At 75.4% G+C, this 25,547-nt stretch carries 23 protein-coding genes; 15 read left to right on the top strand and 8 right to left on the bottom strand.

Annotated elements, in window-relative coordinates; translation table 11 throughout:
- Positions 1-10 precede the first annotated feature (10 nt).
- Positions 11-1,096: an NAD-dependent epimerase/dehydratase family protein gene (locus IE109_RS14540; RefSeq protein ID WP_189551257.1), complete on the bottom strand. Its 1,086-nt coding sequence runs from the start codon at positions 1,094-1,096 to the stop codon at positions 11-13.
- Between the two features lie 289 nt (positions 1,097-1,385).
- Between IE109_RS14540 and IE109_RS14535 the strand changes: the two genes are divergently transcribed.
- Together IE109_RS14535 and IE109_RS14530 are read left to right on the top strand one after the other, a co-directional pair.
- Positions 1,386-3,149, top strand: coding sequence for an ABC transporter ATP-binding protein (locus tag IE109_RS14535; protein ID WP_189551256.1), 1,764 nt, complete (start codon positions 1,386-1,388; stop codon positions 3,147-3,149).
- The gene (locus IE109_RS14530) at positions 3,149-4,939 is read left to right on the top strand and encodes an ATP-binding cassette domain-containing protein (RefSeq protein WP_189551255.1); all 1,791 of its coding nucleotides are present in this window, start codon (positions 3,149-3,151) and stop codon (positions 4,937-4,939) included. Before IE109_RS14535 ends, IE109_RS14530 begins: the two co-directional genes overlap by 1 nt.
- Positions 4,940-5,139: 200 nt before the next feature.
- Here the strand turns inward: IE109_RS14530 and hemA are convergent, their stop codons facing one another.
- On the bottom strand, positions 5,140-6,354 hold the full coding sequence (gene hemA, locus IE109_RS14525; protein ID WP_189551254.1) for a 5-aminolevulinate synthase: 1,215 nt from the start codon (positions 6,352-6,354) through the stop codon (positions 5,140-5,142).
- A 247-nt stretch (positions 6,355-6,601) separates the two neighbouring features.
- Between hemA and IE109_RS14520 the strand changes: the two genes are divergently transcribed.
- From IE109_RS14520 to IE109_RS14510, 3 genes are all read left to right on the top strand, one after another.
- Positions 6,602-8,161 carry a long-chain-fatty-acid--CoA ligase gene (locus tag IE109_RS14520; RefSeq protein WP_189551253.1) on the top strand — a complete coding sequence of 520 codons (1,560 nt, stop codon included), beginning with the start codon at positions 6,602-6,604 and terminating at the stop codon, positions 8,159-8,161.
- Positions 8,162-8,414: 253 nt separating this feature from the next.
- A complete protein-coding gene (locus IE109_RS14515; protein ID WP_189551252.1) occupies positions 8,415-9,191 on the top strand; it encodes an alpha/beta fold hydrolase in 777 nt (258 codons plus the stop codon).
- Positions 9,188-10,441: a cytochrome P450 gene (locus tag IE109_RS14510; protein ID WP_189551251.1), complete on the top strand. Its 1,254-nt coding sequence runs from the start codon at positions 9,188-9,190 to the stop codon at positions 10,439-10,441. The genes IE109_RS14515 and IE109_RS14510 overlap by 4 nt, the downstream gene beginning before the upstream one ends.
- Here IE109_RS14510 and IE109_RS14505 read toward each other — a convergent pair.
- From IE109_RS14505 to IE109_RS33150, 5 genes are all read right to left on the bottom strand, one after another.
- Positions 10,415-11,158 (bottom strand): class E sortase, encoded by a 744-nt coding sequence (locus IE109_RS14505; RefSeq protein WP_189551250.1) that lies wholly within the window; start codon positions 11,156-11,158, stop codon positions 10,415-10,417. The genes IE109_RS14510 and IE109_RS14505 overlap by 27 nt on opposite strands.
- Positions 11,159-11,533: 375 nt before the next feature.
- Entirely contained in the window at positions 11,534-11,794 is a 261-nt protein-coding gene (locus IE109_RS14500; RefSeq protein ID WP_189551249.1) for a WhiB family transcriptional regulator, read from the bottom strand.
- Between the two features lie 84 nt (positions 11,795-11,878).
- Entirely contained in the window at positions 11,879-13,051 is a 1,173-nt protein-coding gene (locus IE109_RS14495) for an anhydro-N-acetylmuramic acid kinase (RefSeq protein WP_189551248.1), read from the bottom strand.
- Between the two features lie 14 nt (positions 13,052-13,065).
- The gene (locus IE109_RS14490; RefSeq protein WP_189551247.1) at positions 13,066-14,430 is read right to left on the bottom strand and encodes an MFS transporter; all 1,365 of its coding nucleotides are present in this window, start codon (positions 14,428-14,430) and stop codon (positions 13,066-13,068) included.
- Positions 14,431-14,755: 325 nt separating this feature from the next.
- The gene (locus IE109_RS33150; protein WP_229891019.1) at positions 14,756-16,351 is read right to left on the bottom strand and encodes a hypothetical protein; all 1,596 of its coding nucleotides are present in this window, start codon (positions 16,349-16,351) and stop codon (positions 14,756-14,758) included.
- A 277-nt stretch (positions 16,352-16,628) separates the two neighbouring features.
- Here IE109_RS33150 and IE109_RS14480 point away from each other — a divergent pair, with 277 nt between their 5' ends.
- The 7 genes from IE109_RS14480 (at position 16,629) to IE109_RS14450 (ending at position 21,738) form a co-directional block, all read left to right on the top strand.
- The gene (locus IE109_RS14480; RefSeq protein WP_189551246.1) at positions 16,629-16,817 is read left to right on the top strand and encodes a hypothetical protein; all 189 of its coding nucleotides are present in this window, start codon (positions 16,629-16,631) and stop codon (positions 16,815-16,817) included.
- Positions 16,818-17,095: 278 nt separating this feature from the next.
- Entirely contained in the window at positions 17,096-17,284 is a 189-nt protein-coding gene (locus IE109_RS14475; protein ID WP_189551245.1) for a hypothetical protein, read from the top strand.
- Between the two features lie 12 nt (positions 17,285-17,296).
- Positions 17,297-18,049: a hypothetical protein gene (locus IE109_RS14470; RefSeq protein ID WP_189551244.1), complete on the top strand. Its 753-nt coding sequence runs from the start codon at positions 17,297-17,299 to the stop codon at positions 18,047-18,049.
- A complete protein-coding gene (locus IE109_RS14465) occupies positions 18,046-19,008 on the top strand; it encodes a DUF6895 family protein (protein WP_189551243.1) in 963 nt (320 codons plus the stop codon). The genes IE109_RS14470 and IE109_RS14465 overlap by 4 nt, the downstream gene beginning before the upstream one ends.
- The gene (locus IE109_RS14460; RefSeq protein WP_189551242.1) at positions 19,005-19,934 is read left to right on the top strand and encodes a DUF6895 family protein; all 930 of its coding nucleotides are present in this window, start codon (positions 19,005-19,007) and stop codon (positions 19,932-19,934) included. The genes IE109_RS14465 and IE109_RS14460 overlap by 4 nt, the downstream gene beginning before the upstream one ends.
- Positions 19,931-20,947: a serine hydrolase domain-containing protein gene (locus IE109_RS14455; protein ID WP_189551241.1), complete on the top strand. Its 1,017-nt coding sequence runs from the start codon at positions 19,931-19,933 to the stop codon at positions 20,945-20,947. The genes IE109_RS14460 and IE109_RS14455 overlap by 4 nt, the downstream gene beginning before the upstream one ends.
- Positions 20,941-21,738, top strand: coding sequence for a VOC family protein (locus IE109_RS14450; RefSeq protein WP_189551240.1), 798 nt, complete (start codon positions 20,941-20,943; stop codon positions 21,736-21,738). The genes IE109_RS14455 and IE109_RS14450 overlap by 7 nt, the downstream gene beginning before the upstream one ends.
- Positions 21,739-21,865: 127 nt before the next feature.
- Here IE109_RS14450 and IE109_RS14445 read toward each other — a convergent pair whose 3' ends face one another.
- Positions 21,866-22,933, bottom strand: coding sequence for an MGDG synthase family glycosyltransferase (locus IE109_RS14445; protein ID WP_189551239.1), 1,068 nt, complete (start codon positions 22,931-22,933; stop codon positions 21,866-21,868).
- Between the two features lie 184 nt (positions 22,934-23,117).
- Between IE109_RS14445 and IE109_RS14440 the strand changes: the two genes are divergently transcribed.
- Genes IE109_RS14440 through IE109_RS14430 form a run of 3 tightly spaced genes read left to right on the top strand, consistent with a single transcriptional unit; the run spans position 23,118 to position 25,538 of the window.
- Positions 23,118-23,945 carry an SDR family NAD(P)-dependent oxidoreductase gene (locus IE109_RS14440; RefSeq protein WP_189551238.1) on the top strand — a complete coding sequence of 276 codons (828 nt, stop codon included), beginning with the start codon at positions 23,118-23,120 and terminating at the stop codon, positions 23,943-23,945.
- A 4-nt stretch (positions 23,946-23,949) separates the two neighbouring features.
- Positions 23,950-24,828, top strand: coding sequence for a DMT family transporter (locus IE109_RS14435; protein WP_189551237.1), 879 nt, complete (start codon positions 23,950-23,952; stop codon positions 24,826-24,828).
- Positions 24,825-25,538: a polysaccharide deacetylase family protein gene (locus IE109_RS14430; RefSeq protein ID WP_189551236.1), complete on the top strand. Its 714-nt coding sequence runs from the start codon at positions 24,825-24,827 to the stop codon at positions 25,536-25,538. The genes IE109_RS14435 and IE109_RS14430 overlap by 4 nt, the downstream gene beginning before the upstream one ends.
- Positions 25,539-25,547: the final 9 nt, after the last annotated feature.

Raw genomic sequence — 25,547 nt, 5'->3', positions numbered from 1 at the left:
GCACACGCCGTTACGCCCGCCGGCCCGTCGCCGTGCCGCCGAGCGCCCGATCGGGCCGGTGGGCGGGGTCCAGCCGCCGTCGGGTCCACTCGATCTGGGCGGCCAGGCCGGTGCGCAGGTCCGTGGCGGGGCGGAAGCCGAGCCGTTCGCGCGTCCGACCCGGGTCGGCGGTGGTCGCGCCCACGTCGCCGACGCGGGTGGGGCCGTAGCGGGCGTCCGGCCGGAGCCCGGTCAGCTCGGCGGTCAGCTCCAGGAGCCGGTTCAGCGACACGGAGGAGCCGGTGCCCACGTTCAGCACCTCGGCCCGGTCGTCGTCGGCGGGATCGCCCACGGCTTGGTCGCCCACGGTGCGGTGGTCCGTGGCGCTGTCGCCCCGTGGCCGGCCGGGCGCCGCGGCCAGCAGCAGGGCGCGGACGACGTCCTCGACGTACACGAAGTCCCTGATCTGCGTGCCGTCCCCGTACACCTCGACGGGCCGGCCGAGCAGCACCGCCCTGATCATCCGGGAGATGAACATGTCCGGCCGCTGACCGGGCCCGTAGACGGTGAAGAAGCGCAGCGCGGCCACCGACAGCGCGGTGTCCCGGCGGGCGGCGAACGCCAGGGCCAGCCGCTCGGCGGCCAGTTTCGTCACCCCGTACGGCGAGCTGGGGCGCGGGAGCATCTCCTCGTGCATGGCGCCCTCGGCACCGCCGTACACGCTCGACGAGGACGCCATCACCACCCGCCCGACGCCCGCCTGCACACAGGCGTCCAGCAGCCGCTGGGTGGCCAGCACGTTGCAGTGCAGGTACTCGGGGAATTCCGTCCAGGAAGGCCGTACGCCGGGTAAGGCGGCCAGGTGGAACACCAGGTCCACGCCTTTCAGGCAGGAACCGAGATCCATGGTCGCGAGATCACCGGTCCGCGCCTGGAAGGCCCCTTCGCCCGGCGCCGGTCCCGATTCGGTGTGGACGCTCATGTCCCGGCGGTCCACCCCCGTGACGTTCCGGCCGCTGTGGCGCAATGCCGACACCAGGTGCGACCCGATGAAACCCGCTGCACCGGTCACCACGACATCACCGGCGATGGCCGGAAGGTATGCGTCGCTTGGCATGAAGTCCCCCTTGTTCCGTTGCGCGTACGGCTGTTCAAGGCGGTGCGACGTGCTGGTATTCGGCCCCGGACAGGCGGACAAAGGGACCTGAAAAGACGCGCCGGAGTCTAACAGCGCGTTCTTTCCGCGAGCAATGGGCCCGGGAGTGACGGGCGAAAACAGGAAACGCGAATAAGCGGACGGCGGGAAGGATTCCGCAACCGGCGAATACCGGCCAGCCCATTCCCAACCGCATGACGCCTCTTTATGCTGTCGGGTCCCGGCGTTGTGACGGACGGAGGGGGCCGCGTTGGCTGACAGCCCATGGCGCCGGCTGCGCGGACTCGGCCGGCACCTGAGCGGCGAGCGCGGACCGCTGGCCCTCCTCGCGCTGGTCGTTCCCCTGGGCGTCGGACTCCAGCTGGTCGCGCCCGAGATGCTGCGCCGGTTCGTCGACGGCGCGCTGTCCGGCTCGCCCGACGGCCTGCTGCTCACCGTCGCCGCCTGGTACTGCGCGGCGGCGCTCGGCCAGACGGCCCTCTCCACCGGCGGCGACCACCTCGCGGCCCGCCTCGCCTGGCGCACCACCAACCGGCTGCGCGCCGAGCTGGTGGACCACTGCCTGCGCCGCCCGGCGCCGTTCTACCAGCGCCACCCGCCCGGTGAGCTCGTCGACCGCGTCGACGGCGACGTGACCCGCCTGGCCGGCGTGATGTCCTCCCTCCTGCTCGAAGTGGCCGCGCAGGCCCTGCTCGTCGTCGGGATCCTCGTCGCGCTGTTCCGGCTCGACCAGGTGCTGGCCCTCGTCTTCGCCCCGTTCACCGTGTGCACCCTGCTGCTCCTGCGGCGCCTGGTCGGCCGGGCGGTCCCGTTCGTCACCGCCCGGCAGACCTCGGTGGCCGACCTCCTGGGCTTCCTGGAGGAGCGGCTCGCCTGCGCCGAGGACCTCACGGCCAACGGGGCGGCGCCCGCCACCATGCGGGCACTGGAGGACCGGCTCGGCACGCTGTACGAACGGGCCCGGCGCGCGGCGCGGGTGTCCGTGCGGTGGCCGGCCACCGTGCAGGGCCTGTCGGCGGCGAGCGTGGTGCTCGCCCTGGTGGTGAGCGTCTGGCTGCACGCCCGCGGGCAGCTCACCACCGGTACGGCGTTCGCCGCGCTGTCGTACGCGATGCTGCTGCGCCGCCCGCTGCTCGCCCTCACCGCCCGCTTCCAGGAGCTGGAGAGCGCCGTCGTCAGCGTCGGCCGCCTGGCCGAACTGCTGCGCGAGCACGACGGGCACCCGCCCGGCCCGGCGGCCGGTGGGCCCCGGCCCGCCGCCGGCCCGCCCCTGCCCGCCGGACCGCTCGACGTGCGCTTCGACGCCGTCTGCTTCCACTACGAGCCCGGCGAGCCCGTCCTCACCGATGTCTCCTTCCGTCTCCGGCCCGGCGAGCGGCTCGGCGTCGTCGGCCGCACCGGGAGCGGCAAGTCCACCGTCGTACGGCTGCTGTTCGGGCTGCACCGGCCGGCCGCCGGCTCGGTCGTCCTGGGCGGCCGGGAGATCCGCACCATGGACGTCCGGGCCCTGCGCGCCAAAGTCGCCCTGATCACCCAGGAGGTCCACGTCTTCCACGCCACCCTCCGCGACAACCTCGCCTTCTTCGACCGCTCGGTCGACGACCGCCGCCTCCTCGACGCCCTCGAACAGGCCGGGCTCACCGGCTGGCTGAGGGACCTGCCGGACGGTCTCGACACGGTCCTCGGCGCCGGCGCGCGCGGCATGTCCGCGGGGGAGGAGCAACTCGTCGCCCTCGCCAGGGCGTTCCTCCGCGACCCGGCCCTCGTCCTCATGGACGAACCCACCGCGCGCCTCGACCCGCACACCGAGGAGCTCCTGGTCCCCGCCATGGAGCGCCTCCTGCACGGCCGGACCGCCGTCGTGGTCCAGCACCGGCCGCACGCGCTGCGGCACGTCGACCGGATACTGGTGCTCGACCGCGGCCGGGTGGTCGAGCACGGGGAGCGGACCGCTCTCGCCGCCGATCCGGCCTCCCGTTTCCACGGTCTCCTGCACACCGGCCGGGCGGCGTGATGGGAGCGACCCTCTCCCGCCTGCGGGCGGTGCTGCGCGGATCGTCCGGGGCCTACTGGACGCTGACCGGGCTGTGGGTGCTGCTGAGGGCCGGGACGCTGGCGGTGGGCCTGCTCTTCCAGCGGCTCTTCGACGGGATCGGGGGCGGGACGGCAGCCGGCGGGGCCGGAGCCGAAGGCGGGGCCGGGACCGGAGCCGGTGCGGGGACGGGCGGGCTGATCGCGCTGATCGCCTGGGTGGCCGCCATAGAGGGGGCCCGGCTGGTGCTCCAGTTCGGCGTGATGCTCAGCCGCCTGGAGCCCCGCCTCCAGTACGGCGCCACGGCCGGCCTGCGCCGGTCCCTGCTGGGCACGGCCCTGCGACGGCCCGACGTCACCGCCCGCGTCCCGCCGGGGGAGGCGCTCCGCGCGGTGGGCGAGGACGTGGAGGAGGTCGGCTTCTTCCTCGCGTGGGCGCCCACCAACCTCGCGCACTGGCTGTTCGTCACCGCGTCCGTCGGCATCATGCTCACCGTCGACGTCCTCGTCACCGTCGCGCTCCTCGGCCTGCTCCTGGCCGTCACCCTGGTCACGGCCCTCGTCCACGGCCGGTTCCTCGTCCACCGGCGGGCCACCCGCACCGCCTCCGCCCACGTGGCGGGGGCCCTCGGCGAAGCCGTGGGCGCGGTCAAGGCCGTGCAGGCCGCCGCCGCCGAGGACCATGTCACCGCGCACATCGGACGGCTCGACGAGGCGCGGGGCAGGGCGGCCGTACGAGAGGCGCTCTTCGCCGGCGTGCAGCGCAACGTCATCGGCAACGCCGCCCCGCTCGGTGTCGGCCTCGTCCTGCTGCTGACCGCCGGGCGGGCGCGCGACTCCTTCGGTGTCGGCGACCTGGCACTGTTCACCTTCTACCTCCAGATACTCGCCGAGGCCCTCGCCTCCATCGGCATCCTCTCCATCCGCCTGCAGCGGGTGTCGGTGGCCCTGGAGCGCGTCACCGCGTTCCGGGGCGCGGCCGCCGACACCGCCGCGCCGCCCGGGAAGCCCGCCGGGCACCGCACACCGCCACCGCGCCGTGACGTCCCCCGGCTGCTGGAGGTCCGCCACCTGACGGCCCACCACCCGGGGACCCGAAGGGGCGTCGAGGACGCCGGGCTCTCGGTGGCCGACGGCACCCTCACCGTCGTCACGGGGGGCGTGGGCGCCGGCAAGACCACGCTCCTGCGCGCCGTGCTGGGCCTCCTGCCCGCGCGGGCGGGCGGCGAGGTCCTGTGGAACGGCGAGCCGGCCGACCGGGCGGGCTTCCTCGTACCGCCGCGCTGCGGCTACGTCCCACAGGCGCCCCGGCTGTTCAGCGGCTCGGTGCGGGAGAACGTGCTGCTGGGCCGGGACGACGACCGGGCGCTCGCCGCGGCCCTGCGCACGGCCGTGCTCGAACCCGATGTCGCCGCGATGCGGGACGGGGTCGACACCGTGGTCGGCCCGCGCGGACTGCGGCTGTCCGGTGGCCAGATCCAGCGCCTGGCCATCGCCCGGATGCTGGTGCGGCGGCCGCGCCTCATGGTGGTGGACGACATCTCCAGCGCGCTCGACCCGGAGACCGAGCGCATCCTGTGGGGCCGCCTGCTCGACGGCTCCTCCGCCGTGCTCGCCGTCTCCCACCGGCCGGCCGTGCTGCGGGCGGCGGCGCAGGTGGTGGTGGTGACGGACGGACGGGTGGAGGCCACCGGAACGCTCGACGAGGTGCTCGCCGCCTCCGCCGGGATGCGCGGGCTGTGGGCCACCGCCACGGCGTCCCCCAGGGACTGACACGCACTGACACGCACGTGGACGCGGACGGACGCCGACCGGCCCGGACGGACGCCGACCGACCCGGACGGTCACCGGCTGAATCGCGCTGACACGGACGGCGCGGCCCGGCCCCGCGCGGGCGGACCGGCGCGGACCGCACGCCGGTGTCGGACCGCACGCTCGGGCGGGCCCGCCCGCTCCGTCGCGCGCGGCGCCGTTCAGGCTTGGCCGGAGCCGCCGCCCCGCGGGACGTCCAGCGCGGTCCAGATGCCGTCCAGCGCGTCCACGAAGCCCCGCACGTCGGCGGGGGAGTGCACGGCGCCCGGAGCGACCCGGAGTATCTCCTCGCCCACCCGCACGCTCGGCGCGTTGATCGCCTGGACGTACATCCCGTGCCGTTCCAGCAGCAGCGCGGAGATCCGCTTGCACAGCCCGTCCTCGCCCACCCGCACGGACACGATGTGCGACTGGTCGGACAGGAAGGGGATCCGCCGCTCCGTCAGCAGCCGGTGCATCGTCCGCGCGTTGCGCCTCAGCCGCTCCCGCTCCGCCTCCGAGCCCCGCAGATGCCGGACCGCCGCCAGTCCGCCGGCCGCGACGGACGGCGGCAGGGCGGTGGTGAAGATGAACGAGCGGGAGAACGCCCGCACCGCGTCGACGATCACCGAAGGCCCGGCGACATAACCGCCCGTGGTCCCGAACGCCTTCGCCAGCGTTCCCATGACCAGGTCGAACTCGCCCGCCAGCCCCCGCTCGGCGGCGATCCCCGCGCCCTGCGGGCCGTACATCCCCACGGCGTGCACCTCGTCGAGGAAGGTCAGCATCCCGTACCGCTTCGCGACGTCGGCGATCTCCGCGAGGGGCGCCACGTCGCCGCCCATCGAGTGGACCGACTCCGTCACCAGCAGCTTGGGACGGCGCGGATCGACGGCCGCCACCAACTCCTCCAGATGCTCCGGATCGTTGTGGCGGAAAATGCGCTTCTCCGCCCCGCTGTGCCGTAAGCCGTCGATGATGGAGGCGTGGTTCAGCTCGTCGGAGAACGCGACACAGCCGTCCATGCGGCCCGCCAGCACCGACAGCGCGCCCTCGTTGGCCGAGTAGCCGGAGGTGAAGACCAGGGCGTCCTCCTTTCCGTGCAGTTCCGCCAGCTCACGCTCCAGCAGCACGTGATAGTGGTTCGTGCCGCCGATGTTCCGCGAGCCACCGGAACCCGCCCCGTATTCGTCGATCGCCGTTTTCATCGCCCGCAGGACGAGCGGGTGTTGCCCCATACCGAGATAGTCATTGCTGCACCAGACGCTGATTTCGCCATCCTGTCGTGTGGTGGCGGCGGGGAAACGTCCGGCGATCCTGCCGATCTCCAGGAACTCCCGCTTCCGGCTCGCGGATTCCTCCGCGAGATGTGAGAAGAAATCCATGTACTGGGTCATGGTTTCCGGCTCGCTCTCTTGTCGCCTCGCGCGTGATGGAGCGGTTCATCCTAGGAGCGGCCAGGCGTCCGGAACAGTACGCGATTACCCTCTGCCGAAAGGCGGTCGGTATGCCATGCTGAGAAGCCCTCGCCGTCCCGGTACGCACCGCCGCCGTATGCCGACCGCTCCCGTGGAACCGTGAAACCGGAGTCCCGATGCCCGGATCCGATCCTTCCGTACCCGAGTCACCGGCCTGCCCCACCGCATGACCGGCGACGCGACCCCCGGCGCGGCGTGGCTCCTCGCCGACACCGCGGCACGCCGCCCCGCCCACCCGGCCCTCGTCACCGCGGCCGGCCCCGTGACCTACGGCGACCTGTGGGAGCGGGCCCGGCGGTACGCGGCCGTCCTGCGCGGGCACGGGGTGCGATCCGGTGACCGCGTGGCGCTGCTGCTCACCAACACCCCGCACTTCCCGGCCGCCTACTTCGGCGCGCTGGCGCTCGGGGCGACCGTGGTGCCGGTCAACGCCCTGCTGAAGGCCGGTGAGGCGGCCCACGTCCTCGGTGACTCCGGGGCCCGGGCGCTGGTCTGCGCCGTCCCGCTCGCCGCCGTCGGCACCGCCGCCGCGCGGGAGGCGGGCGTCGACACCGTCCTGACCGTCCAGGGGGACGGACCCGCCGGCGCCCCGGACCTCGACGCGCTCGCCACGCGGACCGCGCCGGTCGACACGTACGTCCCACGGGCCCCGGACGACCTGGCCCTGATCCTGTACACCTCGGGCACCACCGGCCGGCCCAAGGGCGCGATGATCACGCACCACAACCTGGTCATGAACGTCACCACCACCGTGGTGTCCCCCTTCGCGCTGCGCGGCGACGACGTCCTGCTCGGCTGCCTGCCGCTGTTCCACACCTTCGGCCAGGTCTGCGGCATGGCGACCTGCTTCCGGGCCGGGGCGACGATGGTGCTGATGCCCCGCTTCGAAGCGGCCGAGGCGCTGCGGCTGATGACGGCCGAGCGCTGCACCGTCTTCATGGGCGTACCGACGATGTACCTGGGGCTGCTGGAGGCGGCCCGGCTCGATCCCGGCCGCCCGCCCCTCCAGCGGGCGTACAGCGGCGGGGCGGCGCTGCCGGTGGCGGTGCTGGAGGAGTTCCGCTCCACCTTCGGCTGCGAGGTGTACGAGGGGTACGGCCTGACCGAGACGTCCCCCGTCGTGGCCTACAACCGCCCCGGCCGGCCCTGCCGCCCCGGCACTGTGGGCACGCCCGTCGAGGGCGTCCGGGTCGCGATCGCCCGGGCCGACGTGGAGAGCCGGGTGGAGCCGCTGCCGCCGGGGGAGACCGGCGAGATCGTCGTCAGCGGGCACAACGTGATGGCCGGCTACCTCGGCCGGCCCGAGGCCACCGCGGAGGTCCTGGTCGACGGCTGGTTCCGGACGGGCGACCTGGGGGTCCAGGACGAGGAGGGCCGGCTGACCGTCGTCGACCGCAAGAAGGACATGGTCGTCCGCGCCGGGTACAACGTCTACCCGCGCGAGGTGGAGGAACTCCTCGCCCGTCACCCCGCCGTGGCCGCCGTCGCGGTCATCGGCCTGCCGGACGACGTCTGCGGCGAGGAGGTGTGCGCCGTGGTCCGGCCACGCCCCGGCGCCGTCGCGGACGAGGCTCTGGCGGCCGGGATCATCGCCTGGAGCAGGGCGCGCATCGCCGCCTACAAGTACCCCCGCCGGGTGGAGTTCACGGACTCCTTCCCCCTCGGCCCGAGCGGCAAGGTCCTCAAGCGCGAGCTGGTGACCCGGTACGCCCACCGCCCCCGGTAGCCCACACCGCCCCCGGTGGCCGACAGCGCTCCCGGTAGCCCACACCGCTCCCCGCGCCGGCCGGCTCCCCCGCCCGCCCGCCCGCCTGCCGCGCCCTGCCGCTCACCACCCCGGACCCCGGCGGGGCGTGAGCGCCGGCGCCCGCGCCCACGGGGTGCGCCGGCACACCGCCCACGGGGCGGGCGGTCTTGTGGCCCGGCCGACGGCGGGCCAAGGTGAACGCGACCGGCCGTCCCTCCCGAACGGAGCGCCCGTGGCACCCTTCCTCCTGCCCCACCAGCGGATCGGCGACGGTCCCCACCACGTCTTCGCCGTCCACGGCTGGTTCGCCGATCGCACCGCCTACGCGCCCGTCCTCGCCGACCTCGACGGCGACGCCCTCGGCTACGCCGTCGTGGACCTGCGCGGCTACGGCGAGGCGAAGGGCGCTCCCGGTCCGTACACCACCACCCGGGCGGCCGAGGACCTGCTCGCCCTCGCCGACCGGCTCGGCTGGGAGCGGTTCTCCGTCGTCGGGCACTCCATGGGCGGCAGCGTCGCCCAGCGCGTCCTGGCCGCCGCGCCGGACCGGGTCCGCAGGCTCGTCGGGATCTCGCCGGTCCCGGCGGGCGGGCTGCTCATGCCGCCCGAGCAGTGGGACCTGTTCGCCGGGGCCGCCGGGGAACCCGGCAACCGCCGCGCCATCCTCGACTTCACCACCGGCGGGATCCGGCCGGACGCCTGGCTCGACCGCATGGTCCGCCGCTCCCTGGACCGCAGCGACGCCACGGCGTTCCGCGCCTGGCTCGACTCCTGGGCGCGCGAGGACTTCCACGCCGAGGTCGCCGGCCGCGACGTACCCGCCCTCGCGGTGGTCGGGGCGCTCGATCCGGCGCTCGGCGCCGAGCTGATGCGCCGCACCTGGCTGCGCTGCTACCCCGCGGGCCGGGTCACCGAGCTGCCGCGCGCCGGCCACTACGCGATGGACGAGACGCCCCTGGAACTCGTCCGGGTCGTCGAGGACTTCCTGCGCGAAGACGGTCCCCGGTGACCGACCCGCGGCCACCGGTGCCGGACGTCTTCGACCCCCGGCTGTACGCGCGCGGCATCCCGCACGACGCCTACCGCGAGCTGCGCGACCGGCACCCGGTGGCCTGGCAGGAGGAGTACGAGGTCCTGGGCTGGCCCGCCGGGCCCGGGTTCTGGGCGGTCTCCCGGCACAGCGACGTGGTCCGGGTCCTCAAGGACGCCCGCCGGTACTCCTCCTTCCTCGGCGCCACGCAGATCCGCGACCCCGACCCGGCCGACCTGCCGTTCATCCGGCGGATGATGCTCAACCAGGACCCGCCCGCCCACGGCAGGCTCCGGCGGCTGGTCGGCCGCGCGTTCACCCCGGCGCGGACCGACCGCTTCGCGGGCGCCGCCGAGGGGCGGGCCCGGGAGCTGCTCACCGCCGCCCGCGCCGCCGCCCGCGACGGGGACGGCACCGTCGACGCCGTCCGCGCGGTCACCGACGAGTACGCCCTGCTCAACCTCACCGACCTGCTGGGCGTGCCGCGGAGCGACCGGCATCTGCTGCTCGCCTGGACCGAGCGCGTCATCGCGTACCAGGACCCGGACGAGCCGCCGGTGCTCGGCCCCGACGGCACGCCCGTCAACCCGCGCTCGCCCGCCATGCTCCAGGAGATGTTCGGCTACGCGCGGGACCTCGCCGCGCACAAACGCGACCACCCCGGCGACGACGTCATCACCTCCCTCGCGCACGCGGACCTCGCCGACGGGGAGCTGGAGATGTTCTTCTTCCTGCTGACGGTCGCCGGGAACGACACCGTCCGCAGCGCCGCCCCCGGCGGGCTCCACGTGCTCGCCACCCACCCCGAGGAGCAGCGGGCGCTGCGCGCCGGCCGGTACGGCCCCGCCGGCGCCGTGGAGGAACTGCTGCGGGTCCACCCGCCGGTGCTGCACTTCCGCCGCACGGCCGCCGAGGACCACGTGCTGCGCGGACAGCGGGTGCGCCGGGGCGACAAGGTGGTCGTCCTGCACGCCTCGGCCAACCACGACGAGCGGGTGTTCACCGACCCCCACCGCCTGGACCTGGGCCGTTCGCCCAATCCGCACGTGTCGTTCGGCGACGGCCCGCACGTCTGCCTGGGCGCGCACTTCGCCCGGCTCCAGCTGCGGATCCTGCACGAGGAGGTGCTGCGCGTCTGGCCGCCCTACGAACCCGCCGCCCCGCCCCGGCGGCTGGTGTCCCATTTCATCAACGGCCTGAAGTCACTGCCCTTGCGCTTTCCGGGATGACACCAGTACGCCGATCTTGTCGATGCGGTGCTCGGGATTGCCGTTGGCGTCCCGCCAGAAGTTCCCGGCCGCGTCGTCCTCGGGCGTCGCGCAGGTGGACACCGTGATCATCGCCTTCACCGGCCGCTCGCCGGGCCTGCCCGGCACCGCGGCGCGCTGTGCGGCGAGCGAGTCCGCGGAGCGGAACGACGTCGTGCGGGTCGCGGTGATCCGGTACTGGTGCACCGTGCCGCCCGAGGTCACGAAGACCGAGTCGCCCACGTCGAGCGCCGGCAGGTCGCGCAGCGGGCCGCCGGAGGACAGGCGGTGCGCCGTCACCAGGTAGTTGCCGGTCTCGCCGGGCCCCACGCCGCCCTTCGGGCCGTACGGACTGGCCGCCACGCCGCGGTTCTGGATGAGGGTGCCCGGCCGGTCGTCCGTCGTCCCCTGGTACGGGACCACCCGCAGGTCCTCGACGCCGATCGACGGGATGGCCAGCACGGCCGCCCGGGTGTGGGCCGTCTCACCGGGCGTGGCCGTGTCCGGTGACGTGGGCCGAGGGGAGGGCGCCGGGGGAGCCGCGGGCGCGGGGCCGGCCACCACCGGCGCGGTGGACGCGCGCGGGGCCGTGGGGGCCGCGGGCCGCTCGGCGGCGCCGCTGCCCGTCGTGGCACAGCCGACCAGGGCGACGACGAGCGCGCCGGTGAGCGCGGCGGAGACGGTACGGGGGCTGGGCATGGGGCTCCGGATCGGCTGGCCGGGACGGGACGGTCATACCAACGTAGACCGGACACCTGTGCCATGGGTAGACCTGTCGACGCACCGCGACCGTTCCGCCGCGCACGGTCACGACCGCGCCCCGGCCGGGTGGTGGGTCCAGGGTCACTGCCGCGCCCCGGCCGGGTGGTGGGTCCAGGGTCACTGCCGCGCCCCGGCCGGGTGGTGGGGTCCCCGGTCCGCTCGCGGCGGCGGTCAGCGCCCGGGCCGGGCCGGACAGCGGAGTGGGCCGTACGCGGTCGGCGTACGGCCCACTCCGGGGACGCCCGTGCCGGGAGGCTCCCGGCCGGGCCCGAGGCACGCGGCGGCGCGGCTCCGCCGAGCGGCGTTTCCCGCTCAGCCGGTGCCCCGCGCGGCCCGGCGGGCGGCGCGGCGGCGCTTCAGGGCGCGCCGCTCGTCCTCGGTGGTGGCGCCCCAGACGCCCGCCTCCTGGCTGGATTCCAGCGCCCACTCCAGGCACGGCTCCCGGACAGGGCAGCGGCGGCACACGGTCTTGGCTTCCTCGGCCTGGAGGACCGCCGGACCCGTGTTCCCGATCGGGAAGAACAGGTCGGGGTCCTCGTCGCGGCAGAACGCCTGCTGGCGCCAGTCACTCATGGAACTCTCCCAATCCGTCGAACGGTTCGTCCTCTCCGGGTCGCCCCAAGTGGAGGGGTCGAAACTATTCGGCATGAATTGGCGTCAATCGGTGGTCAGTCGGAGTCGTACGGGCGCCGTCGTGGCCGGCTCCGGCAGGCGCAGCCCGCGCCGGCCGGGTGTGATCGAGCCGAGGACGCTCGGGTGCCGGGCACCGGTGCACGCGGGGAGCGTCCCGGCGAGCCCGTGGACGGTGAGGAACCCGAGCACCGCGAAGGCGTACGCCTCCTTGGCGGCCGACGGCAGGCCCAGCTCGTCGGAACGGCGCAGCGGGACGCCGCCAAGTTCCGTACGCAGCATGGCCATCAGCACCGGGTTGCGGGTGCCGCCGCCCGAGGCGAACACCTCGGTCGCCCGCACCGACCGGGCGGCGTCCGCGACCGTACGCGCCGTCAGCCGGGTGAGGGTGGCCACGACGTCCTCGGCGGGCAGCGTCTCGTGACCGGCCAGAGCGGCCCGCAGGTAGGGCAGGTGGAACCGCTCCTTGCCGGTGCTCTTCGGCGGCGGCTGCGCGTAGTACGGATCGTCCAGCAGCCGCCGCAGCAGCGCCTCGTCGGTCCGGCCGCGACCGGCCAGGGCGCCGTCCTCGTCGTACCCGCGCCGCCCGCCGGTGAGGTCGCTCACGGCCGCGTCGGTCAGGGCGTTCGCCGGCCCGGTGTCGAACGCCGCCGGGGACCCGGGTCCGGCGGCCACCGTGAGATTCGCGATGCCGCCGAGGTTCAGGGCCACCGGCACGCCCGCGCGCCCGCGCAGCCACAGCACGTCCACGAGGCTGACCAGCGGCGCGCCCTGCCCGCCGGCGGCGACGTCACGGGTGCGGAACCCCGACACGACGGGACGCCCGGTCGCCTCGGCGATCCAGGCCGGCTCGCCGAGCTGGAGGGTGCCGTGCACGGTGCCGCCCTCGGCCCAGTGGTGGACGGTCTGCCCGTGCGAGGCCACCAGGTCGGCGCGCCCGCCGCACAGCTCCGCGTCGGCCCGTACGGCGAGGGACGCGAACGCCCTGCCCAGGCGGGTGTCCAGCCGGCACACCTCCTCCATGGTGGTGGCCGCCGGCGGCAGCGCCGCGGCCAGGGCGGCGCGCAGCTCACCGGGCCAGGGCTCGCTGACCAGGCCGAGGGGCGCCAGGACGAGCGTGTCCCCGTCCAGCGACAGGTCGGCCGCCGCGGCGTCCGCGGCGTCGTACGACGTCCCCGACATCAGCCCGATGACCCGCACGGCCCCTCCCCGCCTCAGTCGCGCAGCGCGCGGCGGTGGTCGTCGCCCCGCGGGCCGGCCAGGGCGAGGGCGCTGACCGCGCAGGTGGCGGCCACGTAGTACGCGGGGACGTCCGCGTTCCCGGTCCGTTCGACGGCCGCGGTGACGATCAGGCCCGCGCAGCCGGAGAACACCGCGTTGGAGAGCGCGTACGCCAGACCGAGACCGGTGTACCGGACCCGCGTGGGGAACATCTCCGCGAGCATCGCCGGCCCCGGCCCCGCCAGCAGCCCCACGATCGCGCCGGCGGCGCACACGGCGAGGCCCTTGGCGGCCGTCGGCGCCCCCGGGTCCCGCAGCAGGTACAGCAGCGGGAACGCCGCGAGCGCGGCCACCACCGCGCCGGAGACCATCACCGCGCGCCGCCCCACCCGGTCGCTCAGCGCGCCCGCCGGGAGGATCGCCGCCGCGAAGCCCGCGTTGGCGAGAACGGTGGCGGTCAGCGCCTGCCGGAAGGAGGCGTCCAGGACGCTCTGCAGGTACGACGGCAGCACGACCAGGAAGGTGTAGCCGGCCGCCGACCAGCCCATCAGCCGGCCCACACCCAGCGCGATCGCCCGCACCGTCTCCCGCGCGTCCGCGCGCGCCGCCCCGGCCCCCGCCCGCGCCCCCGGCTCCGCCGGGTCGCCGGCCGCGCCGGGACGGCGGCGGAACGACGGGGACTCCTCCAGCCGGAGCCGCAGCCACAGCGCGCCCAGTCCCATGGGCAGCGTCAGCAGGAACGGCACCCGCCACCCCCACGCCCCGAGCTGCGCCTCGCTCAGTACGGTCGCGAGCCCCGCCGCCACCCCCGCCCCGCCGAGCAGGCCCAGGGCCACGGTGAAGGACTGCCACGCCCCGTAGAGCCCGCGCCTGCCGGGCGGGGCGAACTCCGTCATCAGGGACACGGCACCGCCGAACTCCCCGCCGGCCGACAGGCCCTGCACGATCCGCAGCAGCGTCAGCAGCCAGGGCGCCGCGGGGCCGATCGTGGCGTACGACGGCAGCAATCCGATGAGCGTGGTCGCGGCCGTCATCAGCAGCACCACCAGGATCAGGGTGGGACGCCGCCCGGCGCGGTCGCCGAGGCGGCCGAAGAGCGCAGCGCCGACCGGCCGGAAGAAGAAGGCGAGCGCGAACGACGCATAGGTCCTGACCAGGGCCTCCGCCTCACTTCCGCCCGCCGGGGTGAAGAACGTGGCGGCCATGACGGTGGCGAAGCAGCCGTAGACGCCGAACTCGTACCACTCGATGAAGTTGCCCACCGAACCCGCGACGAGCGCCCTGCGCGAGCGCGGCGGCCCGGTGGGCGGGGAGGACCCGGCGGCCTCCTCCTCGGGGCCGTGCACGGAGGTCGTCATGCGGTGCCCTTCCGGGGTGGTCGGCTACGTCATGGCTTCCCTTCCCGGCCCGCCGGGGAAACGGCCCGGCGGAGCGCCGGGACCGGTCGTGGGCAGGCCGGCGCGACCTGCTCGGGGCCATGGGCTGCCGCTCCGCGGTCCTCCACCGGGGCGCGGCCCCGCAGCGACAGCGGCCACGGCGTTGGTGACGGCGCGGGCGATGGCCGCCACGCCGGTGCGGGACGACCGGGTCGAGGCGTACGGCGGTCAAGGCGGTGACCGCGGCGACGGGAGCCGCTCGTGGAGCGGCTCCCGTGCGACGGCGGCCCGCTGAGGGCGGTGCCCGTCATGCTCCGTCGGTCGCGTCGGGCTGTCTCTGCCTGCGCAGCAGCGCCGAGCCCGCCAGCAGCGCCGTGACCATCGCACACGTCACCGCCGCGGCGCCGGACCACGCCCACGACCGTCCCAGGCTGCTGTTCAGCAACGCGAACCCGCTGCTTCCCGCCATCCCGTGGAGGGCCACCACTCCGACGGACGCCGCCGCCGCGAAGCCCCACACGCGGGGCGAGTCCCGGACGATCAGCCATTCGCCGAGCACCACGCAGAGCACGGTGACCACAAGGGCCAGGGCGTCCACGTAGCCGCCGGCCCGCAGACCGGCGAAATCCGTGGGCAGGTGGATGATGCCGCAGGCGAACAGGCCCGCCGCGGCGGGCCAGCGCAGCCCGGACCGTGAGGACGGGGCGGTGTCGCCGGCGGCCGGCTCGCGGTCGAGGACCTTGGTCTCCTTCACCGGTGCCGCAGCGCCCGCGAGGGACCGGGGCGGGCGGACGTGCGGGTTCTCGGGAACCGACGGCAGGGGTGCGGACACGGGCGACCCGGCCGTCGTGCCGGGCGTGGCGCCCGGTGCCACCGGCGGTTGCGTGCCGTCGGCGGAGCCGAGGATGCTGACCAGCTGCACGACGTCCTCGATGGGCCTGCCGACGGCCGCGGCACGCAGTGTGGTGTCGCTGTCGTCGAGCGTGTGGCCGGCCGCGTTGAGCATCGCGACCAGCTGCCGCACCTCATCCAGGGGCCGGGCGACCGCGGCGGCGCGCAGCGCCTCGTCGGCGGGGCTGTCCACGGCGTTGGTGTTCTTCAGCTGGGTCACCAGTGCGGCGACCTCCTCCAGCGGGCGGTAGGTGGCCGCCGTCCAGATGAGGGTCCGTATGCGCTCGTCGCCGTCCTCGTCGTCGGCTCCGGTACCCGCCGCCTCCCCGAGTACGGCGTCCACCAGCGCGGCGTCGACCGCGACGGCGGAGGCGGTGTCGGGGGGCGCCGCGTCGGAGGCCGCCGGGTCACCTGGCGTCGCGTCACCGACCGCACCGTCGGCGGCGGCCGTACCGTCGTCGGAGGCCGCGTCGGCGGGCGTGGCGTGGTCGGGCGCGGCGTCGTCGCCGGCGGTTCCGGCGGGGCGCTCCGGGAGCGGCGCTTCGCGGTACACGGGTTCGCGGTACACGGCGTCACCCGGTGCGGTACCGGGGACGCCGGGCGCGCCGTACGCGGCGGTGCCGTCGGTGGCCACCGCGCCGCTGGTCGCGGGCGGCGGGGCGGGCGCGTGCGCCCCGTTCGCGGGCGTGCTCGTCGCGTAAGTCCCGTCGGTGGGCGCGCCGTTGGCGGGCGCCGCGGGCGCCGCGGACGGTGCCACGTGCGTGTACGTGCCGTTCGCGTACGTCGTCCCCGCGGGTGGCGCGGGCGGCGCGGGTGACGCCGCTCCCAGGCGTACGGCCTCGGCGTGCGCGACGTCGACGGGCACCGTGCCGAACGGCGGCGCCTCGGTGTGCGCCGCGTCGACGGGCACGCCGGCGGTGCCGGACCGGTCGGGCCGGTCGGGCGGGTGGGGCGGCTGTGCCCGGTCAGGGGCCGCTGCCGCGGGGCGAGTTGTGGGGTCATCGGTTGTCATGGCGTGGCTCCGTTCGCCGGACTCCGGTGAGGCACACACCGTGTCGGTCGTCGAGCGCCGACTGGGCGCGCGGTTTGCACCATCTAATGGGCAATCCTGGCGGTTGCGCCATCCGGGATGGGCAGACGGGCGACCTGCGGGCCATGCGCCCGCAACCGAGAACCGGAAGTGGATGTTTGTACCACAAATCGTTGGTTTCGCCATTTGCGCCGGACGGTGGACTGCGTTCCACTGGAAGCGGAAGAAAGCATTCCTTTCCGCATGAAGGGATGACGGCATGACGTCCATCGAGCGTGAACTCCGGGACCGCACCAAGGTGTCGGTGAGCGAGATCGAAGCAGCCCTCAACCCGGGCGAAGCCGAAGGTTTCTACCGCGACACCCGCGAGTGCGGGATTCTGGCCCTTCAGGCCGGAGCCGGTCAGGTGCTGCTGGCGCCCCCGACGCCGCGGCCCAAGAAGGGTTGAACGGACAACATCTGTACACGGTCACACACCGTCACCTCCCGGTCCGTGGGCGGGCGGCGTGGGCCCACGACAAGGCCTCCGTCCTTCGGGGCGGGGGCCGTTCCCTTTACGCGGAGCGACGGCCGTCACCCGGTCCGCGCCCCGTTCCCCGGGCGAATAGGCGCTTCGCGACGCGAGGTTCGTCCGAAGGAGCGCCTGCGCCGTTTGCGTACTCGCCCGGATGGGGTTCCACTGGAAGTGGAAGCAAGCATTCCTTTCCGCATGAGGGGATTGATGGCATGACGTCGCACGAGTACGAGCTCCGGAACCGGACGCAGGTCTCGGACACCGACATCGAAGCAGCCCTCAACCCGGGCGAAGCCCAGGGTTTCTACCGCGACACCCGTGAATGTGCGGCGCTCGCCTTGCAGGCCGGGGCGGGTCAGGTGCTTCTGGCGCCTCCGGCACCGCGCCCGAAGAAGGGCTGAGGGGCCGACTGAATGGAACAGCCCGGCACGACGCCCCCTCTGACGGGCGCGGTGCGGGAACTCGCAACCCAGGTGGTCTCCACTCTCACGAGTGGGGGCCACTCCCCGGTGTCGGCGTACCCGCCGGTCACCACCGGGGACGACGAGCTCGGCCTCGCGGCCGTACGCGTCCTGGGCGCGGACGTCCTGCTGCCCGCCGTCCTGCACCGCACCCTCCCGGCCCCGGCCGACCTCGCCGTGTGCGAGAAGGCCGTGCTCGCCTACCCGCCGGGCCCGGACGCCTCGCCCACGTCCCTGTGGAGTCACCGCGCCATGGTCCGCACCCTGGCCGCCCTCGGTGCTCCCGCCGCCGGAGCGACCCTCGCCGGCCCCGAGCCGGACGCCGCCTGGCTGGAGGACCTCCCGTGGCAGGCCCTGACGCACCAGCTGGCCCTGCTGGCCGCGCTCGCGGTACCCCCCACCGGCACCACCTCGGGCGACGCCGCCGCCCCCGGTGCCCTCGCCCCCAGTGCCGTCGCCGACGTCGCGCAGCGGCGCACGGTCGACATCGCCCGGGGCTTCGTACGTGCCGTCCGGCGGCGCGGCTGGCTCCAGGCGGCCGCCGCCGGCCGCTGGCTCGCCCACCTCGACGGCGTACCCCGCACACTGGGCCTTGACGCCGGGCTGGAGTTCGTCGGTCTCATGGGCGGCGACGACCCGCGCGTGGCCCTGCACCTGCACGCCGCGCGTCCGGTGCGCGCCGGCGCCCCCGCGGGGCCGCGATGACCGGGGACACCACCCCGGACCTGCTCCGGACGGCGCAGAAGGCCCTGGACTGGCTGTCCGGCCACCGCGACGACTTCCGGCTCGGGGACGGCGCGCTGGAGCCGGACGCCGACGTCAACAAGTCCTGGAAACCACTGGGCGAACTCGCCCAGATGTGCGCGTGCATCCGCCGCCACACACCGGCGGGCACCCTCCTGCACGACACGGCGTCCGACCTGCTCCACCACGCCTGGAACGAGACGGACGACGGGAAGCTTCTCCTGACCCTGCACCGGCTCGAACCGCACGCCACCTACCCGCTCGAGGTGTACGCGGCCTTCGCCTCGGGAGGGCTTCGCCACCCCGCGTACGAGGACTTCACCGCCCGTCTCGTCCGCAGCCGCAGCTGGCGCACGGCGGAACTCCTGCCCAACCGGGTGCTCAGCATCCTCAACTCCGAGCGCCGCTGCGGCCTCACCCCCCACGAGGACGCCTCCGCCGTCCTGCGCCGCACCTGGCTGGGCGGCCTTCCCGAACCGTGGGCCTTCGAGCGGTTCGCCGGATACACGCTCACCCACGTCGTGTACCACCTCACGGACTGGGGCCGCGACCCGGCCGCCGTACCGGCCGACATCGCCGACTACCTGGCCACCTGGCTACCCGCCTGGCTCGACACCTGCGTGGAGAGCCGGCACTGGGACCTCTGCGGAGAGTTGCTCGCCGTCGCGGCGAGCCTGCCCGAGCCCCCGCCGCCGGACGCCACCGAGAGCGCCTGGAGGGCCCTGGCACAGGCGCAGGACCCCACCGGAGCGGTACCCGAGGTGGGGCACGGGCCGCACGGCGAGGACATCCCGCGGGTCTTCGTCAACTGCTACCACTCCACGACCGTCACGGCGTTCGCCGCCACCCTGACCGCCGCCCGGCGGGCCGGGGCCGACGGCCGCGACAGCGACGGCACCAGCCGAGGAGCGTCCGCATGACAGCCGCCGACACCCGCCTCCTCCACACGGTCGGCGTGGGCGCCCTCGAATGGCTCCACGCGCACCGCCACGGGTTCCGGCTGGAACCGGACGCCGCCCCCGAGGCCGGGTTCCTCGAACGCTTCAAGCCGGTCGGTGAACTGGCGGTCATCTGCAAGGTCCTCTTCCGTGAGGGCGTGGCCGGATCCCGCCAGGCGGACCTCGCCCGCCGGCTGCTCGACCACGCCTGGCGGGAGGTCCTGGACGGCGGCCGGATGCTGGTGCGCGGCCAGCGCACCGAACCCCTCTCCCCGATCCCGTTCGAGGTCTACCTGCCGTTCCGCGAACTCGGCCACAGCCAGCCGGAACTGGAACGCGCGATCCGGCTGAACCACCGCCTCGGCTCCTGGGCGGGCCTGGAGGTCCTGCCCGTGCGCCGGCTCGGCCTCAGCGCGTTCGAACGCCGCTACGGGCTGCCGCCGAGCCTCCCGGAGGACGAGGCGTTCGGGCGTACGTGGCTGGCCCGCGCCCCGGAGCCGTGGACCGTGGACACCCGCGTCGGCTACGACATCACCCACACCGTCTTCCACCTCACCGACTGGGGCGAGAACACCGCCGGACTGCCGCCCGCCGTCGCCGAGCACCTCGAACTGTGGCTGCCGGTCTGGCTGGACGACTGGCTGGACCTGGAACGCTGGGACCTGCTCGGCGAGTTGCTCGTCGTCGACGCCTGCATGCCCCGCCCCACGCTCGACGCGGCCGCCTGGGAGGGCTTCGCCGCCGCCCAGCGGCCCGACGGCGCCATGCCCGCCCTCGGCCCGATGCCCCAGGGCGACCCCGACGACGTCTTCGACATCGTGTACCACTCCACCCTCGTCGCCGCCTTCGCCTCCGTCCTGGCCACCTCCCGCGCCCTCGCGCGCCTCACCGCCGAGACACCCGCGTGAGCCCGCCCGACGCGCAACTCCTCGACGAGGCCGTACGGGCCGTGGGCGCGCCCGACGTCGTGTTCGCCCTCTCCAGGGACGGCCGGCGGACCGTCCGCGCCGGCGGCACCGCGCCTCCCGCGCCCGTACCGCGCGAGCGGCTGCGGTACGAGATCGGGTCGGCGTCCAAGACCTTCACCGGCCTGCTGCTGGCCGACCTCATCGCCTCCGGCACGCTGTCCGGCAACGACCCGGCCGCCTCCCTCCTCGACCCCGCGAGACCCCCCGGCCGGCACCCCGTCACCCTGACGCACCTGATCACCCACACCTCCGGACTGCCCCCGCTGCCCGCCGACTTCTACCCGCAGGCGCTGCCGCGCTGGTCCACCAACCCCTACGCCCACTACCCGCCCGAACGCGTCGTCCGCGCCTTCCTCCGCGCCCGCCTGCGGTATCGTCCCGGCACCCGGTGGCGCTACTCCAACTTCGCGGTCGCCGCCCTCGGGCACACCCTCGCCGCCGCCACCGGCACCCCCTGGGAACGGCTCCTGACCCATCGCGTACTGCGGCCCCTCGGGCTCCGCGACACCGTCCTGCACCCCTCCGGACCCGACACCGACGCCACCGGCCACCACGAGGACGGCACCCCCACCCCGCCGCTGCTCATCGGCGGCTTCCAGGCGGCCGGCGCCGTCCGGGCCACCCCGCGCGACCTGCTCACCTTCCTCGAGGCCCACCTGCGCCCCGACGCCTCGCCGCTGACCGCCGCCCTGCGCGAGGTGCGCCGTCCCCTGCTGCGCCGCGGATTCGGTCACGCGCACACGCACACCCTGACCTGGTTCCACCACCCCGCCGAGGGCGGAAGCATGTACTTCCACATCGGGGCCACCAGCGGACAGACCGCCTTTCTCGGTTTCCGTCCCGACAGCGGCACCGCGCTCGTCGCCCTCTCCACCCGCCGCTACAGCCGCCGGGACACCTTGGTCCCGACCGCCTACGCGCTGCTCGACTCACTGGAGGCCGACCCGTGCTGACGACCGACTTCGTACCCGGAACCCCCAACTGGATCGACCTGGGCGCCTCCGACACCGACGCCGCCGTGGCGTTCTACTCCGCCGTGTTCGGCTGGACGTTCCGGTCGGCCGGCCCGGACGCGGGCGGCTACGGCTTCTTCCAGCGCGACGGCGGTACCGTCGCCGCCCTCGGCCCGCTCACCGAGGAGGGCGCGAGTCCCGCCTGGACGCCCTACTTCCACACCAGCGACGCCGACGCCACGAGCAGGGCGGTGGAACAGGCGGGCGGTACGGTCCGCGTACCGCCCATGGACGTCTTCACCGCCGGGCGGATGGCCGCCTTCACCGACCCGACCGGCGCCCACTTCGCCGTGTGGCAGCCGGGCGACACGAAGGGCGTCGACACGGTCATGGAGCCCGCCACCCTGTGCTGGACCGAACTGCGGACCACCGACGTGCCGGCCGCGAAGGACTTCTACGCCGCGGTCCTGTCCTGGGAGTACCGGGACATGGACATGGGCGGCGGCATGGTCTACTCCGTCGTCTCGGCGCCCGGCGGCCCGGCCGGCGACCCCGGTCACGGCGGCATCATGCCGCGACCCGAGGAGGGCCCCGCCGCGGCGCCCGGCTCCGCGTGGTACCCGTACTTCGGCGCGGCGGACTGCGACACCACCTTCGCCACCGCCACCGCACACGGCGCCACACCCCTGGTCCCGCCGACAGACGTGACGGGGGTCGGACGCCTCGCCCTGCTGAAGGACCCCGCCGGCGCCACCTTCGCCCTCATCAAGGGCGACCCCACCACACCCTGATCCCGGGACCCGCCGCCCACGTCCGTGACCGCGTCCACCGCCCCGCGCGGCCGGCCGCAGCCGCTGCCGCACCGTGTCCGGCCGGCGGCCCCGGCCGCGCCGGCACCCGCCGCGCCGGCCGCACCGGTCAGGCTCCGAGGTCCGCGACCAGCCGCGCCGCGTCCGCCCGGAACACCGCCGATCCGGCCGCCGTCCGCCGGTCCCGCGCCGCCCCCGGCCGGGCGAGCTCGCCGACGGCGGCGAGCAGCGCCGGCAGGCCGGCGGCGTACGCGGTAAGACCCTCCGCGGCCATCTGCCGCACCCCCGCGGCGCCGTGCCCCGCGATGGGCCGGTAGCCGACGACCGGCAGCCCCGCCGCGAGGGCCTGCACCGCCGTCTGGCCCGCCGCGTTGTCCACCAGGACCCGCGCGGACGCCATCAGGCCCGGCATGTCGTCCGTCCAGCCGAGCGCCCGGACCCCCGGCACCCGCTCGGCCCGCCGGCGCAGCCGCTCGTCCCGCCCGCACAGCAGCACCGGCAGGAACCCGTGCCGGGCGAGAGCGCCGGCCGTCCGCAGCAGCCCCGGCCCCACTCCCCACGCGCCGCCCGAGAGGAGCACCACCGGCGGCCCGCCGGCCTCCCGGACCCGCTCCCCGGCCTTGTGGAACTCCGGCGGCACGACCGGACCGGCGGCGACCGCCACCCGCCCCGTGCCGTCGCGGGCCGCCCGGGCGGCCGGCCCGCTGACGCACAGGTACAGGTCGTTGCCCGGGTCGAGCCAGGCGCGGTGCACCGCGAAGTCGGTGACGAACACCGCGCACGGCACCCGCAGCACGCCCCGGCCGCGCATCCGGCCGGTGACCTGCCCCGCGAGGTGGAAGGTGGAGACGATCACGTCGGGCCGCCACGCCGCCACCAGCGCGCCCAGCCGCCGCTCGGCGAGCGCCGCCATCGGCGCCACGTCCGGCCCCCGGCCGACCCCCGGCCGGGGAGCCAGGAACAGCGCGTGGATCGCCGCGTACACGGGGGGCAGCCGCCGCACCACGAACCGGTAGAAGCCGCGCACCGCCGCTCCCACGCCCGGCGGGAGCAGCGTCAGCACGTCCCGGACCAGGACGTCGTGGCCGTCGGCGCGCAGCCGGCGGGCCAGCTCGCCGGCCACCGCGTCGTGGCCCGCGCCCATGCTCGCGCTCACGACCAGGCATCGCCGCCCCATGTGGCGCCCTCCGTTCCGTGCCGTTCCATCGTGTGCCGTCCCGCTCCCGGGCGCGGCCCGGCACGCGGCCGAATCGGACTGTTCGGGTGGATCGTCGGGCACGGTGGCGGATGCCGGGAGGCGAACCGGCGGGAAACCGGGAGGCTGGAAGGGCACGGTCGACGACAGTCCGGAGGATCCCGCCATGCCCCCTACGCCGCGTCCCGAGGCCACACCCCGTCCCGAGGCCCGGCCGGGCAGGACGCGGCCCGCCGGGCGGCCGGTCGCCCGCCCGGTGGTGCTCGTCACCGGCGCTTCTTCCGGGATCGGTGAGGCGGTCGCCGACCGGTTCGCCGCCGACGGCCGGTGGCGGCTGCTGCTCGGCGGCCGGGACGAGGAGCGGCTCGCGACCGTGGCGGGCCGCACGGGCGGCGGGGCGCTGCGGGCGGACCTGGCGGAACGCGCCGGGGTGGAGCGGCTGGCCGCCGAGGCCCTGGAGCGGGAGGGGCGGGTGGACACGCTGGTGGCGGCGGCCGGCATCGGCTGGGCGGGGCCGTTCACCCGGATGCCGGCCGACGCCGTCGACCGGCTCATCACGCTGAACGTCACCTCCGTGGTGCACCTGGTGCGGCTGCTGCTGCCCCAGATGGCGGAGCGGGGCGTGGGGCGGGTGGTGATGATCGGGTCCATGGCCGGGCGGGTGGGCGTGCGCAACGAGGCGGTGTACGCCGCCACCAAGGGCGCCCTGCTGGCCTTCGCCGACAGCCTGCGCTACGAGCTGGCCGGCACCCGGGTGGGGGTGTCCGTGGTCCTGCCGGGCGCGGTGGACACCCCGTTCTTCACCCGGCGGGGCGTCCCCTACCACCGCCGGCACCCGCGCCCGGTGTCACCCGAACGGGTGGCCGACGTGGTGTGGGACGCCGTCGTACGGGGCCGCGACGACGTGTTCGTACCGTCCTGGCTCGGCATGCCCGCCCGGCTGCACGGGGCGGTGCCGGGCTTCTTCCGGGCCATGGCCAAGCGGTTCGGCTGACGCGGTGCTGGCACTCTCGATCTGCCTGGCGCTGCTCGCCGCACTCGGCAACGCCGGGGCGTCCGTGCTCCAGCGGCAGGGCGCCGCCGCCGCGGCGCCGGACCCGGGCTCGACGCGGCGGGGCTCCTGGATGGCCGGGCTGGTGCACCGGCGGGTGTGGGTGTGGGGCGCGGCGCTGCTCGCCGTCTCCGGCATCCTCCAGGCGCTCGCGCTGGCCACGGGCCCGCTGTCGGTGGTGCAGCCGGTGATGAGCACGGAACTGATGTTCACGCTGGTCGTCGGCGGGGTCGTCTTCCGGCGCCGGCCCGACACCCGGACCCGGTGGGCGTTCGCCGCCATGGCCGTCGGTCTCGCGCTGTTCCTCGCGATGGCGGACCCCACGGGCGGACGCACCACGGTGCCCCTGCCCGACTGGGGGTGGACCGCGCTGGGCACGGGCCTGTTCGTGGCGCTGATGGGCCTGGTGTCGCTGCGCCTGTCACCCGCGCCGCGGGCCGCGGTGCTGGGCACGGCGACGGCGACCGGCTTCGCCTGCACGGCCGCGCTGCTCAAGGACGCGCTGGGGCGGCTGCCGGACGGCGTCGGGGCGGTGCTCGGTACGTGGCAGCCGTACGCCGCCGTCGCCGTGGGGCTGGCGAGCTTCCTGCTGCTCCAGGTGACGCTGCGGGCGGGCAGCCTGGTGGCCTCGCAGCCCGCGCTGACCCTGGGGGACGCCCTGCTGAGCGTGGTGCTGGGCGTCGCGCTGTTCGCGGAGCGGGTGCACCTGGGCTGGCGGGTGGTGTTCGAGGTCCTGGCGCTCGCGCTGCTGGTGGCCGGGTGCGTGCAGCTCGCCAGGTCGCCCCTGGTCACGGACGACCCCGAACACCCGGAGGACCAGTGGTGATCGCCCTTCCGGCAGGGGTGCTGGGCGCGGTGGCCGCCTGGCACATCGGGCCCGCCGCCACCTGGCTGCCCGGCGCGCGCGCCGCGCTGTGGCCAGGGCTCGACGGGCGCGGCGACCCGTCGCACGTGGCGCTCACCTTCGACGACGGCCCCGATCCGGTGACCACCCCGCGGTTCCTCCGCGCGCTGGACGCCCTGTCCGTCCGGGCCACGTTCTTCGTGCTCGGCGACCGGCTGGAGCGCCACCCCGGCCTCGGGCGGCTGATCGCGGCGGAGGGCCACGAACTGGCCGTCCACGGCTGGCGGCACGACCGGCCCTGGTGGCCGCACCCGCTGCGCGACGCGCGGGACCTGGCGCGTACGGCGGACCTGGTCGCCGAGGCCGCCGGACGGCGCCCGCTGTGGTACCGGCCCGCGTACGGCATCCTCACCGGCGGCCGGTGGGCCGCCGCCCGCTCCGCCGGGCTGCGCACGGTGCTCTGGTCGGCGTGGGGGCGCGACTGGACGGCCTCGGCGACGGCGCGGAGCGTGTGCGCCGAGATCACCCGGACGCTGGACGGCGGCGGGACGGTGCTGCTGCACGACTCCGACGTGGTGAGCGCGCCGGGGGCGTGGCGGGCGGCGCTGGGCGCGGTGCCCGAGCTGGTCGCGGAGTGCCGGGCGAGGGGTCTTGAGGTGGGCCCGCTGGCCGAGCACGGCCTGATCGAATAGCTCAAAGGT

Origin of the sequence: Streptomyces lavendofoliae (genome assembly GCF_014649735.1) — a bacterium.
Taxonomy (GTDB): Bacteria; Actinomycetota; Actinomycetes; order Streptomycetales; family Streptomycetaceae; genus Streptomyces; species Streptomyces lavendofoliae.
Note: the sequence above shows the minus strand (reverse complement) of the source record. Positions and strands in the feature narration are given on the sequence as shown.